This window comes from Mesorhizobium atlanticum (genome assembly GCF_003289965.1).
Classification (GTDB): domain Bacteria; phylum Pseudomonadota; class Alphaproteobacteria; order Rhizobiales; family Rhizobiaceae; genus Mesorhizobium; species Mesorhizobium atlanticum.
On record NZ_QMBQ01000006.1, the window covers coordinates 194,997 to 207,834 of the forward strand.

General features: G+C 62.3%; 12 protein-coding genes. 1 reads left to right on the forward strand and 11 read right to left on the reverse strand.

The window, feature by feature from the left end; translation table 11 throughout:
- Positions 1 to 98 precede the first annotated feature (98 nt).
- Entirely contained in the window at positions 99 to 1,427 is a 1,329-nt protein-coding gene (gene gltA / locus DPM35_RS21660) for a citrate synthase (protein ID WP_112129284.1), read from the forward strand.
- 61 nt (positions 1,428 to 1,488) lie between these two features.
- Here the strand turns inward: gltA and lpxB are convergent, their stop codons facing one another.
- The 11 genes from lpxB to pyrH all read right to left on the reverse strand — a co-directional run bounded on the left by lpxB (position 1,489) and on the right by pyrH (position 12,768).
- The gene (gene lpxB / locus DPM35_RS21665; protein WP_112129285.1) at positions 1,489 to 2,670 is read right to left on the reverse strand and encodes a lipid-A-disaccharide synthase; all 1,182 of its coding nucleotides are present in this window, start codon (positions 2,668 to 2,670) and stop codon (positions 1,489 to 1,491) included.
- The gene (locus DPM35_RS21670) at positions 2,660 to 3,562 is read right to left on the reverse strand and encodes an LpxI family protein (protein WP_181592097.1); all 903 of its coding nucleotides are present in this window, start codon (positions 3,560 to 3,562) and stop codon (positions 2,660 to 2,662) included. The genes lpxB and DPM35_RS21670 overlap by 11 nt, the downstream gene beginning before the upstream one ends.
- Entirely contained in the window at positions 3,549 to 4,388 is an 840-nt protein-coding gene (gene lpxA / locus DPM35_RS21675) for an acyl-ACP--UDP-N-acetylglucosamine O-acyltransferase (protein ID WP_112129287.1), read from the reverse strand. Before lpxA ends, DPM35_RS21670 begins: the two co-directional genes overlap by 14 nt.
- A gap of 15 nt (positions 4,389 to 4,403) precedes the next feature.
- The gene (fabZ, locus tag DPM35_RS21680; protein ID WP_112129288.1) at positions 4,404 to 4,865 is read right to left on the reverse strand and encodes a 3-hydroxyacyl-ACP dehydratase FabZ; all 462 of its coding nucleotides are present in this window, start codon (positions 4,863 to 4,865) and stop codon (positions 4,404 to 4,406) included.
- On the reverse strand, positions 4,858 to 5,913 hold the full coding sequence (gene lpxD, locus DPM35_RS21685) for a UDP-3-O-(3-hydroxymyristoyl)glucosamine N-acyltransferase (RefSeq protein ID WP_112129289.1): 1,056 nt from the start codon (positions 5,911 to 5,913) through the stop codon (positions 4,858 to 4,860). Before lpxD ends, fabZ begins: the two co-directional genes overlap by 8 nt.
- A 78-nt stretch (positions 5,914 to 5,991) precedes the next feature.
- Positions 5,992 to 8,358 carry an outer membrane protein assembly factor BamA gene (gene bamA, locus DPM35_RS21690; protein ID WP_112129290.1) on the reverse strand — a complete coding sequence of 789 codons (2,367 nt, stop codon included), beginning with the start codon at positions 8,356 to 8,358 and terminating at the stop codon, positions 5,992 to 5,994.
- A 218-nt stretch (positions 8,359 to 8,576) separates the two neighbouring features.
- A complete protein-coding gene (gene rseP, locus DPM35_RS21695) occupies positions 8,577 to 9,719 on the reverse strand; it encodes an RIP metalloprotease RseP (RefSeq protein ID WP_112129291.1) in 1,143 nt (380 codons plus the stop codon).
- A gap of 105 nt (positions 9,720 to 9,824) precedes the next feature.
- Complete coding sequence (locus DPM35_RS21700; protein WP_112129292.1) at positions 9,825 to 10,640, reverse strand: phosphatidate cytidylyltransferase; 816 nt, start codon at positions 10,638 to 10,640, stop codon at positions 9,825 to 9,827.
- A 12-nt stretch (positions 10,641 to 10,652) separates the two neighbouring features.
- Positions 10,653 to 11,372, reverse strand: a complete 720-nt coding sequence (locus DPM35_RS21705) for an isoprenyl transferase (protein ID WP_112129293.1) — start codon at positions 11,370 to 11,372, stop codon at positions 10,653 to 10,655.
- Positions 11,373 to 11,402: 30 nt separating this feature from the next.
- Positions 11,403 to 11,957 carry a ribosome recycling factor gene (frr, locus tag DPM35_RS21710; protein WP_082037291.1) on the reverse strand — a complete coding sequence of 185 codons (555 nt, stop codon included), beginning with the start codon at positions 11,955 to 11,957 and terminating at the stop codon, positions 11,403 to 11,405.
- 88 nt (positions 11,958 to 12,045) lie between these two features.
- Positions 12,046 to 12,768: a UMP kinase gene (gene pyrH, locus DPM35_RS21715; protein WP_042642552.1), complete on the reverse strand. Its 723-nt coding sequence runs from the start codon at positions 12,766 to 12,768 to the stop codon at positions 12,046 to 12,048.
- Positions 12,769 to 12,838: the final 70 nt, after the last annotated feature.

Consider the following 12,838-nt stretch of genomic DNA (forward strand, 5'->3'; position numbering starts at 1 on the left):
CCTAAAATGCGGTGGCAAGTTCGCGCATTCCGGTGATTTCGACGTGTCGTTTGCAGGAATTGCCTTGCCGGCATGAGGAAACATAAAGGAGTTTGGGAATGAGCGAAGCTGCGACAAAACTGGAACCTGGCGGCAAGACGCATGAGTCGACCGCCAGGCTCGAACTCGCCGGCAAGACCCATGAATTCAAGGTACGAAGCGGGTCGACCGGGCCTGACGTCATCGACATCGGCGCGCTCTACAGCACCACCGGCGCCTTCACCTACGACCCCGGCTTCACGTCGACTGCAAGCTGCGAGTCGGCAATTACCTTCATCGACGGCGATGCGGGCATCCTTTTGCATCGCGGCTATCCGATCGACCAGCTTGCCGAACATGGCGACTTCCTCGAAGTCTGCTACCTCCTGCTTTACGGTGAATTGCCGACCAAGGCGCAGAAGGAGGATTTCGACTATCGCGTGACGCGCCACACCATGGTGCACGAGCAGATGTCGCGCTTCTTCACCGGCTTCCGCCGCGACGCGCATCCGATGGCCGTCATGTGCGGCGTGGTCGGCGCGCTGTCGGCCTTCTATCACGACTCGACCGACATCTCGGATCCGTATCAGCGCATGGTCGCCTCGATGCGCCTGATCGCCAAGATGCCGACCATCGCGGCGATGGCCTACAAATACCATATCGGCCAGCCCTTCATTTATCCGAAGAACGATCTCGGCTTCGCGGCCAATTTCCTGCACATGTGCTTTGCCGTGCCGTGCGAGGAGTACAAGATCAACCCTGTGCTGGCGCGCGCCATGGAGCGCATCTTCATCCTGCACGCCGACCACGAGCAGAACGCCTCGACCTCGACCGTTCGCCTCGCCGGCTCTTCCGGCGCCAATCCGTTCGCCTGCATCGCCGCTGGTATCGCCTGCCTGTGGGGTCCGGCGCATGGCGGCGCCAACGAGGCGGCGCTGAACATGCTGGGCGAGATCGGCCATGTCGATCACATCCCGGAGTTCATTGCCCGCGCCAAGGACAAGAATGATCCGTTCCGGCTGATGGGCTTCGGCCACCGCGTCTACAAGAACTACGATCCGCGCGCCAAGATCATGCAGAAGACCGCGCATGAGGTATTGGGCGAGCTCGGCATCAAGGACGATCCGCTGCTCGACATCGCGATGGAGCTGGAGAAGATCGCGCTGACCGATGAATACTTCATCGCCAAGAAGCTCTATCCGAATGTCGATTTCTATTCCGGCATCACGCTGAAGGCGCTCGGCTTCCCCACCACCATGTTCACCGTGCTGTTCGCGGTCGCGCGCACCGTCGGCTGGATCGCGCAGTGGAAGGAAATGATCGAGGATCCGCACCAGAAGATCGGCCGCCCGCGCCAGCTCTATACCGGCGCCACGGAACGCGATTACGTACCGATTGCGAAGCGGTGAGCAAATAGTGAAAAGGTCAGTAGTGAGTAGTGAGCTATCGCGCCAAACTACTCACTACTGACTACTCCCTATTCGCTCTCTTGATGCACCCCATCACCACCTCGGCGGCGATATCGCCGGAGGGCCGCTCGGTCGCCATGCGCCGGGCAATTTCGGCAAAGCCCGCCTTTTGCCAGGCACGCATGCCGGTGTCGGCAAACAGGGCCTCAAGTTGCCGGGCAAGGTTCTCCGGCCGGACATACTGATCGTAGAATTCCGGAACCAGCGTGCGGTCGGAAATGAGGTTGGGCAGCAGGGCCGACCAAGTCGTCACCATATGCTGCAGCAGCTGGCGCGCAATCGGGTCGAGCTTGTAGCAGGAAACCATCGGAACGCCGGCAAGCGCCAACTCGAGCGATACCGTTCCGGACGCGATCAATGCCGCATCGGCCTTGCCGAAGGCCTGCCACTTGCGCTCCGGCTCGGTGATGATTTCCGGCTTGTCGTCCCAACTGGCGACCGAAGCCTTCACCAGCTCGGTGACGTGCGGCACCGTCGGCAACAGCAGGCGCAGGCGATGGCCGCGTTGGCGCAGCGCCGACATCACCTTGCCGAATGGTTCCATCAGCCGGCGGACCTCGCCGCGGCGCGAGCCGGGCAGCACCAGCACCGTCTTGACGCGGTCGTCGGAGAGGTCGCGCGGCTGGCTCTGCGCCTTGGCGGCGCTAAGCACGCCCGGATCCCGCGTCAGCCGGTGACCGACATAAGTGCCCGGTGGTCCGCCGAGCCGGGCAAGCGCCTTCACCTCGAACGGCAGGATGCACAGGATATGATCGACATAGGGCTTCATCGCCACTGCCCTGCCGGGTCGCCAGGCCCATACGCTCGGGCAGACATAGTGGATGACCGGAATGGCCGGCGCCGTGGCGCGGACCTTCTTCGCGACGCGCAGCGAAAAGTCGGGACTGTCGATAGTGACGAGGCAATCAGGCCGCTCGGTCGCGATCATCGCCGCCGTCTGATTGATGCGGCGCATCAGCCGCGGCAGGTCGCGCAGCACCGCGCTGAAACCCATCAGCGCGATCTCGCCGCTGTCGAACAGTGGCGTCAGCCCCAATTGCTGCAGGTGCCGGCCACCGATGCCGACAAGCTGAACCTTGCGGCCGGTCGTACGCTCAAGCGCCAACACGACATCGGCGCCGAGCAGATCGCCGGATTCCTCGCCGGCGACGATCGCAATCCTCAGCGGCTTGTCATTGCTCATTGGCCGGCTCCGTTGCGGGCAGTCCAATGACAAACAGGCCGAGCGCATTGGCGCGCGCGATGGTTACCGGCCCTTCGAGGATGAGCGAGCGGCCGGCTTCGATGGCGATGCCGGCAAGTCCGGCGGCATGCGCAGCTTCGACGGTCTGGGGACCGATCGACGGCAGATCGGCGCGAAGCTCCTGGCCGGGCTTGGCGCATTTGACCAGAACGCCGCGCGTCTTGCCGGCGAGCCTGCCATGGTTGCGCAATTGCCTTGTTCGCTCGAGCAATCCGTTGGTGCCTTCGATGCCTTCCAGCGCGATCGCCCGGCCGCCGATCGCGACCGCGGCCTGGCCGATATCCAACGCGCCGATCGCCTTCGCCGCAGCCCGCGCCGCCTCGATGTCACGCCAGTCGGATTTGCGCGGCTCCGCCTTGGTCAGCGGGCCACCGCTCGCAAGCAGTTCAGGCACGATCTCGTGCGCTCCGACGACCTTGATGCCCCGCTTTTCCAGAAATCGCGTCAGGATCCTCAGCAAGCCATCGTCGCCGCGCGCCAGCCCCATGACCACCGTAGGCACGACGGCCAGCAGGCCAAGGCTCGGTCGCATGCCAGTCAATTTCGGCCTGCGCCTGATCTCGCCGGCCAGCACGAGATGGCTGATCCGTTTGCGCTTCAGCAGCGGGACCAGCGAGCCGAAGTCTTCGAGAGCAAGCTTCTCGGTTTCGTAAGCGGCGAGGTCCGACTTGCGGTCGACTTCGCCCTCGGCCGCGATGATGACAGGCGGGTACCCTTGCTTTGCCAAGCTCGCGGCGACTTCCACCGGCAGACTACCGCCGCCGGCGATGATGCCGATCCTGGCGCCCGGCGCGAGGTCTAGCTTCGTCCCGGCCGCTTCAAACCTCGTCATCGCCGCTGTCATCGTCGCCGCCACCCTTCAGCGGCGGGACCGCATAGTGCCGCTTGCCGCCGCTGGCGATGAAGTCGATCATCTTCATGGCGGCAGGAGACGAGGAGCCAAATTCCGCCCTGGCGAGATCGATATTCTCCGCGACGCTGCGGGAACGGTCGAAAATCGACCGGTAGACTTTGCGCAGCAGGTAGATTTCCGAGCGCGGCAGGCCGGAACGCTTCAGCCCGACGATGTTCAGGCCGCGCAGCTTGGCACGGTTGCCGGCGGCGATCGCGTAGGGAATGATATCGCCGACAACCGCCGAGCAGCCGCCGATGAAAGCGTTGTCGCCAATGCGCACGAACTGGTGAACGGCGGTCAGGCCGCCGATATAGACGCTGTCACCTATCTCGCAATGGCCGCCCAGCGTCGCGCCATTGGCGAAGGTCGCGTTCTTGCCGACGACGCAATCATGGGCGATGTGAGCATAGGCAAGGAAATTGCCGTTGTCGCCGACAGTCGTCTCGCCGCGGCTGGAATCGGTGCCGACATGCATCGTGACGCCTTCGCGGATGGTGCAGTTCTCGCCAATGACCAGCGTGGTGCGTCCGCCCTTGTGCTTGGTGTTCTGCGGCGGCGCGCCGAGCGTAGCCATCGGATAGACCTTTGTTCCGGCTCCGATGGTTGTTGCGCCCATCACCGACACATGGCTGACCAGCTCGACGCGGTCGCCGATGATTGAATCGGCGCTGATATGGCAAAAGGGTCCGATGCGGACACCTTTGCCGAGCCGGGCTCCTTCTTCGACGATCGAGGAAGGATGAATGGATGTCTCGACTTTCATGAGCATTTCAAATCGTCAGTCGGTAATCATCATGGCCGAAACCTCGGCTTCGGCGGCTTTCGCCCCGTCAACCATTGCCTCGCAGGCGAATTTCAGCAGATTGCCGCGTTTCTTGATCTTCTTGACGTGGATTCTGAGTTGGTCTCCCGGAACCACCGGCTTGCGGAATTTCGCGTTGTCGATGGTCATGAAATAAACCAGCGAGGGCTTTTCAGCATTGAGGGTGCGAATGCAGATCGCTCCGGCGGTCTGGGCCATCGCCTCGATGATCAGCACGCCGGGCATGACCGGCTGTTGCGGAAAGTGGCCCTGGAAATGCGGCTCGTTGATGGTCACGTTCTTGATGCCGACAGCGGATTCGTCGCCGTCGATGTCGACGATCCGATCGATCAGCAGGAACGGATAGCGGTGCGGCAGAAGCTTCATCAGCCCCATGATGTCGACCGCCTCGAGTGTCGTTGCCACCATATCAGCCATTTCCGTCGCCTTGCTTGCGCGTCCTGGCCATCTTGCGCAGCATCGCTATCTCGCGCATGGCTTCCGCCATCGGCTGTGCCGGATAGCCTCCCCAGATCTCGCCTGCCGGCACGTTGTTCATGAATCCACTTCTCGCAGCAAGCTTGGCCCCCGGCCCGATGGTCAAATGATCGGCGAGGCCGACACCGCCACCCATGGTGACGTTGTCGCCGACGACGACGGAACCGGAAATACCCGAAAGGCCCGCTATAATGCAATTGCGCCCGATACGAACATTGTGGGCGATCTGCACCAGATTGTCGATCTTGGTGCCTTGGCCGATGATGGTATCGGACATCGCGCCGCGGTCGACGGTCGAATTGGAGCCGATCTCGACGTCGTCCTGGATGATGACGCGCCCGATCTGCGGCACGCGTTCAGGTCCCTTGGCGCCGCCCACGAAGCCGAAACCGTCCTGGCCGATCCTTGCGCCGCCATGGATGATGACACGATTGCCGACAAGCGCATATTGGATGCTGGCGCCCGGGCCGACGAACCCGTCGCGGCCGATCTGGCAGGAGCGGCCAACAACGGCGTGAGGCGCGATGACGGTGCCGCTGCCGATGGACACGCCGGGACCGATCACGGCGCCCGCTTCGACGATCGCTCCTTCCTCGATATGTGCGGACGCATCGACAAAGGCATGCGCCGAGATGCCGGTTTCTCCGGTCATTGGCCCCGGAGTTGCTGCGTGCGGAAACAAAAGGCGCCCGACCATCGCGAAAGCCTGTTGCGGACGAGGATGCATAAGCACCGCGACCCCTGGCGGCGCCTTGCTGGCAAAATCGGCGGGACACAGGACCGCGGCGGCCCTCAGCGACGGCATCAGCGCGAAATTGCGTTTCCCGTCGACAAAGACGAGCGCGCCGTCGCCGCCCTCATTGGCGGGAGCCAGCGCTTCGATGGCAATTTCAGCCTGGGCGGTATCAAGCAGGCTGGCGCCGGTCAGATTCGCGACCTCGCCAGCCGTATACCGGCGTGAAGGCGCGAAGAACACCGGATCGGTCATTCCAGAAGCAATATCCAGCTGGGTCGGCTCAGTCTAGTCCGGGCCGTCAGGCGGCCCGGATTCGTCGCGACCGCGAAATCAGAAGCGGGTCGCAATACCGAAGTTGAATTCCTGCACGTTGTCGGTCGACTCTTTCTTGACCGGGATCGCATAGTCGATGCGGATCGGACCGAACGGGGAGGCCCACATCAGGCCGACACCGACCGAAGCGCGAAGCTTCATGCCGGCCGAAGCCGAGTCGACACCGACAAGGTTGTTGCCATAAAGCGTAGCCGCGTCAGCGAATACAGCGCCGCGCAGGCCGAAGCTCTCGGGAATGACCGGCAGCGGGAACTGGGCTTCAGCCGAAGCATTGAAGTACGTCGAACCGCCGAGATGGTCCCCGCTGGTGCCAGAAGCCACTGGCCCGATACCGCCATATTCGAAGCCACGGATCATGCGGTCATTGCTCTGGAAATAGTCGAAGATGCGCAGATCACCATTGCCGTAACCAGCGATGTAGCCGGCGCCGCCGGAAACCAAGCCAACCAAGTCCAGTTGCTCCGACAAGGTCTGGTAGACACTAGCGCGCCCGGTCACCTTCACCCACTTGGCGTCGCCACCAAGGCCGGCGAATTCGGTGGTACCGGTGATGTAGAGACCCTCATGCGGGTTCTTCATGTCGTCGATGGTGTTGTAGACAAGGCCCAAGCTGACCGATGACTTCAGCCACGGGCTTTCTGCAATACCAGCCTGAATTGGCGCAGAAACATCGCACTTGGACAGATTAAGGGTCCCATCAGGATTCAAGCAATTATCTGGATAGGAATACTTTTCCTGCGAGATGTTGTACGCTAGCTGCGTCGAAATGCTGTCGGTGATCGGCAGGCCGAACCGAACCGTCGCGCCGGTGACGTCGGTGTCGTAGTGGCTATACTCGCGGGTCGACTTGTAGATGTCGAAGCCCGCCGCGATGCGCCGTCCGAGGAAATATGGCTCGGTGAAGGAGACAGCGAAGTCGCGCGAATGCTTGCCGCCGCCGGCCGACAGCTTGATGTACTGGCCACGGCCGAGGAAGTTGCGTTCGGTGATCGAGCCTTCGATGGACGGGCCGGGCGTGTCGCCGCCGGTCGAATAACCAGCACCGACCGAGAATTCGCCGGTCGACTTCTCAACCACGGTGACGACGAGCACGACCTGGTCGGGCGCCGAGCCCGGAACCGTCGAGATATCGACGGACTGGAAGTAATCAAGGTTTTCCAGCCGCTTCTTCGCGCGCTGGATGAGGACCTGGTTGAAGGCGTCGCCCTCGCTGACATCGAATTCGCGACGGATGACATAGTCGCGCGTGCGGTCGTTGCCGCGGATTTCGATGCGCTCGATATAGGCCTTGGTGCCCTGGTCGATCGTGTAGACGACCGAAATGGTGTGGTTCTCGAAATTGCGGTCGCCGCGCGGCGTCACCTGGGCGAAGGCATAGCCCGAGCCCGCGACCTTCTCGGTCAGGGCGACGATCGAGTCCTCGACGTCCTTGGCGTTATAGACGTCGCCCTTATGAGTTTCGACGACCGATTGCAGCGACTTCGAATCGACCTCGGGGATGGTGCTTTCCACGCTGACGTCGCCGAACGTGTAGCGGTCGCCTTCCTGCACCGTGATGGTGACCGTGTACTTGTTCGTGGTGTCGTCGAGCTCGCCGACGGCGGACACGACCTGGAAGTCGGCATAGCCATGATTGTAGTAGAAGCGGCGCAGGAGCTCCTGGTCGGCGCGCAGCTTGTCCTCGTCATAGACGTCGTCGCGCAAAACGAAGGACAGCCAGGACGAGCGCTTGGTGTTGATGACGTCGGAAAGGCGACGGCTCGAATAAGCGTGGTTGCCCACGAAATTAATGGCCGCGATCTGGGTGCGACCGCCTTCGTTGATGTTGAAGACCACGTTCACCCGGTTGTCGCCGAGATCCATGATCTGCGTGGTCACGGCGGCGTCGTCACGACCGATGCGCCTGTAGGCGGCCTTCACCGCCTCGACATCCGCATCGAGCGCCTGCTGCGAGAACGTCGCGCGCGGCTTCAGCTGGATAGCGGCCTGAAGCGCGTTGTCCTTGATCTTCTTGTTGCCCTGGAACAGGACCTGATTGACGACCTTGTACTCCGAGACCTTGACGACCAGGCTCGAACCGACCTGGTTGATCTTAACGTCCGAAAACAACCCAGTGCCGAACAACGCCTTGACGGCTTCGTCGATATCGGAGCTGGAGAAGGGCTTGCCCGGCTTGATCGAGATGTAATTGCGAATGGTCTCCGCATCGACCCGCTGGTTGCCGCTGACCTCGACACGCGAAATGACCGCGGCCTCGGCCACCGAGGTGGCAGCGAACTGCACTGCGAGCGCGCCTGGCACGACCAGAGCGGCGGACAAAGCCGCCGCGGAAGCGGCGCTCAGAAATTTGGATGCTGCCTTCATCGGGCTTTTGTACCTTTTTCTCGTAGTCCCCACGGCGAGAAAACCGGACGTGCGGTATTTTCCCTTACCGTATTAACCGGATTTTCCCTACACGCAAGGCTCCCGGTTAATTTGTATTTACTTAACCGTACCGCGTGGCTTTCGCGTCACGCATATCCCCACGCATGGTAAACGGCATCTCAATATGGGTGGGGCTGAAGCCAAATTTCTTCATGATTTCAGCACCCAAACAGATCATTCCAAAAAACGAAGCCCATGAAACCGAGCACCAGGAACAAGCCGGTCCGATAGGCCATCTCCATCATTCGCTCAGAAACGGGCCGCCTTATGACCGCCTCCACGCCGTAGAACAACAGGTGGCCGCCGTCGAGAGGGGGAATCGGCAGCAGATTGAGAAATCCTATCCCGACTGACAGAAATGCAACAAGCTGCACCAGCCACTCGAAGCCAAGCTTGGCCGCCTGACCCGACATCTTGGCGATCTTGATCGGGCCGCCCAACTGGCATTTGTCCTCGCGCCCAAGCGCAAAGCGCTGCAGGAACTGGCCGGTGCGCTCGATCACATGTCCGGTTTCCTCGACCGCCGCCACCACGGCGCCGGCCGGTGTGTAGGAGATCAGGCGTGGCTGGCCGAGCTCGGCATTGTTGACGACGCCGATAACCGCAACCTTGACCTTGTTGCCCAGCGCATCCTGCTGCTCCATGGGCTCCGGTGTCGCCGTCACGTCGATTTCCTTGCCGTCGCGCAGCATGGTGAAGTTGATGGCATCGCCTGCCCTGCCTGAAACCAGGCGCTGCACATCGGCGAAGGTCTCCACCTTGCTGCCGTCGACTTTGACGAATCGGTCGCCAGGCAGGATTCCGGCTTTCTCCGCCGGACTGCCCGCGGTGACCTGGGCCACCGTAGGTTCCAGAACCGGACGGCCATAAAGGGAAAACAACACCGCAAACACGGCGATCGTCAGTAGGAAATTGAACAGCGGCCCCGCAACGACGGTCGCGGCGCGTTTCCATATGGGCTGCGTGTGGAAGGCGACCTCGCGCTCGGCGTCGGTCAATGATTCGATCTCCTCGGCGCTGGGCTGGCTCGACGTCGCATTCATGTCGCCGACGAATTTGACGTAGCCGCCAAGCGGAATGGCGCAAAGCTTCCAGCGCGTCCCGTGGCGATCGTTAAAGCCGACCAGCTCGGGGCCGAAGCCGATGGAAAAGGCCTTCACGCCGATGCCGCACCAGCGGCCGATGAGGTAGTGGCCCATCTCGTGGACGAACACGACGATGGTCAGCACGAACAGAAACGGCACGAGCGTGCCAAGGACGAAGCCTTGCGTGCTGAAGACCGCGTGAAAGATGTCGTTCAAGTCATGCCCTCAAATTCGCCCGCACACGACACTCCGCCGCGACTGTGGCATCAATCCGGGCGAAACCGTGGCGCGCGCCGTTTTTCGCCTTGCCCGTATCGTCGTTCAGTTCGGAAACAGCCCCAATGCCGGATGCTCGGCGCCCGCCGAGACCCAACCAATGACGTACAGCGCGAACGCGGCCGCGACAAGCCCGTCGACCCTGTCCATGACCCCGCCATGACCGGGAATGAGGTTGCTCGAATCCTTGGCGCCGTGCCGGCGCTTGACCCAGGATTCGAACAGGTCGCCGATCTGCGAAACGATCGAAAGCGCCAGCGCCACGAAACCGAGCTGGGCGAGATTGCCGGCGCCGGCTGCAATAGCCAGCAGCAGTCCGGCGGCAAGACCGCCAACCGCGCCCCCCAACGCACCGCTCTGCGTCTTGCCGGGAGAAATCGACGGCGCGAGTTTCGGGCCGCCGACCGCACGGCCAACGAAATAGGCCGCAATATCCGTCGCCCAAACCACGGCGAACAGGAAGAGAATCGCTATCAGGCCGGAATGGCTGCCGTCGCGCAGATAGGCGAGCGAAAAGCCGGAAAGAGCTGCATAAGCCACTCCGGAGGCTTCCCAATCCGCTGCACCCTTGATGCGGGCGGCGACGGCTGTGATCGCCACCAGGATCACGACCAACAGCAACAGCCACAGGGCCGGCACGCCGGCAATCAGCGCGACGATGAAGACCAGAATCAGCGCTTCCGGTAGAAAGCCGAGCGCCGCGCCATTCCCAGGACGCGCCATGCGGGTCCATTCATAGAAGATCAGCGCCGCGATTCCCGCGCAGAACAGCCGGAACGGCAATCCGCCGAGCCAGGTGAGCACAAGCGTCAGCGCCGCCATCACGATTGCCGAGATGACGCGCTGCTGGAGGTTGCTCATGCGTGGCGGCACCTAAAGCGCGACATCGCGGGCGGCAAGCCCGCCGAAGCGCCGTTCGCGGCCGGCAAAATCGCGCAAGGCATCGGCCAGATGCTCGCGGCTGAAATCCGGCCAGTAGCAAGGCAGGAAGACAAGCTCGCTATAGGCCGCTTGCCACAGAAGGAAGTTCGACAGCCTGAGCTCGCCGCTCGTCCGTATCACAAGCTCAGGGTCAGGAATGCCCTGGGTATCGAGCGAAGCGGCAAAGCTCTCCGCCGTGATCGCGTCGCTCGCCATGTCGCCGCGCGCGACGGCATCCGCCAGCTTGCGGGCCGTGCGCACGATCTCGTCGCGGCCGCCATAGTTGAAAGCGATGATGAGCGTCAGCGACTCGTTGCCCGCCGTTAGCGATTCGGCTTCCTGCAGCAGGCCCCTGATGTCGGGCTGCAGCCCTTGCTTGTCGCCAATTATCCTCACCCGCACGCCGTTCTGATGCAGTTCGGCAAGATCGCGGCGGATGAACAGCTTCAACAGACCCATGAGGTCGCTGACCTCGGATTTCGGCCGCGACCAGTTCTCCGAGGAAAAGGCGTAGACGGTGAGGTAGGAGATGCCGAGCTCCGGCGCCGCACGGACGGTCTTGCGTAGGGCCTCTACGCCCGCCCGGTGGCCGGCAAGGCGCGGCAGGCCGCGCGCCTTGGCCCAGCGTCCGTTTCCATCCATGATGATCGCGACATGCGCGGGCGTTGCCATAATCTCGCTTTCGAGCCGGAAAACCCGACCCTAAACCTGCATGATTTCAGCTTCCTTATCGGAAAGCAGGTGATCGATCGTGCTGATCATCTCGTCGGTCAGCTTCTGCACCTGGTCGGAGCGCTTGCGCTGATCGTCCTCGCTGATGGTGCCATCCTTCTCGGCCTTCTTGAGGAAATCCATGCCGTCGCGGCGGACATGGCGGACCGCGACGCGCGCATTCTCGGCGTAACCATGCGAGATCTTGACCAGCTCCTTGCGGCGCTGCTCGTTGAGCTCGGGCAGCGGAATCCTAAGCGTGGTGCCGTCGACGATCGGGTTGAAGCCCAGATTGGCCTCGCGGATGGCGCGGTCCACCGCGCTGACCATAGACTTATCCCAGACCGATACTGAAATCATGCGCGGTTCCGGCACGGACACGTTGGCGACCTGGTTGATCGGCATCGCCGTGCCGTAGGCCTGCACCTGGACCGCGTCGAGCAGGTTGCTGGAGGCCCGGCCGGTGCGCAGCGAAGCCAGATCGTGCTTGAAAGCGGCGATCGCCCCGTCCATGCGTCGCTTCAGGTCTTCGTACTCGCCACTCATGATCATCTCCTCGACCCGTTCGCCGGGTTCACTGCTTGTATTGTTCTGGTCCGCGGTTCCGTCGTCGTTTAGCGGATCCCGGCGCCTGTTACTTGTCGGTGACGACCGTGCAATGGCCGCCGCCCCTTAGAATATCGCCGAAACCACCTTTTTCGTGGATCGAATAGACGATTATCGGAATGTTGTTTTCGCGCGCAAGTGCAATCGCGGCCGTATCCATGATCGCAAGCCCGCGCTTGATGACTTCCGCATGGCTGATGCGGTCGAAGCGGACCGCATTCGGGTCCTTCTTGGGGTCGGCCGAATAGACCCCGTCGACCTGCGTGCCCTTGAACAGCGCATCGGCGCCGATCTCGGCGGCGCGAAGCGCAGCTGCCGAATCGGTGGTGAAGAACGGATTGCCGGTGCCGCCTGCGAAGATGACCACCTTGCCCTGGTTCATATAGGCGGTCGCCTGGCGCTGCGAGAAACTCTCGCAAAGTTCCGGCATGGCGATCGCCGAAAGCACCACGGCGTCGACGCCGATCTTGTTCAGAGATGTGCGCAGCGCCAGCGAGTTGATGACGGTGGCGAGCATGCCCATGTGGTCGCCGGTGACGCGGTCGCCGCCCTTGGAGGCCACGGCGACGCCGCGGAAGATGTTGCCGCCGCCGATGACGACGCCCACTTCCACACCCAGCGCGCGCGCCTCGGCAATATCGGCCGCAATACGATCGACCACCGAGACGTCGATGCCGAAATGCTGCTCACCCATCAACGCTTCGCCCGAAGCTTTCAGCACGACACGTCGATAGAGGGGCTTATCCGTCATCTTGGTCCTCGAAAATCTCGGCGCGGCAATTTTGGAGGCAAAACCGCCCCCGCTTCACCCGGCGATGCTG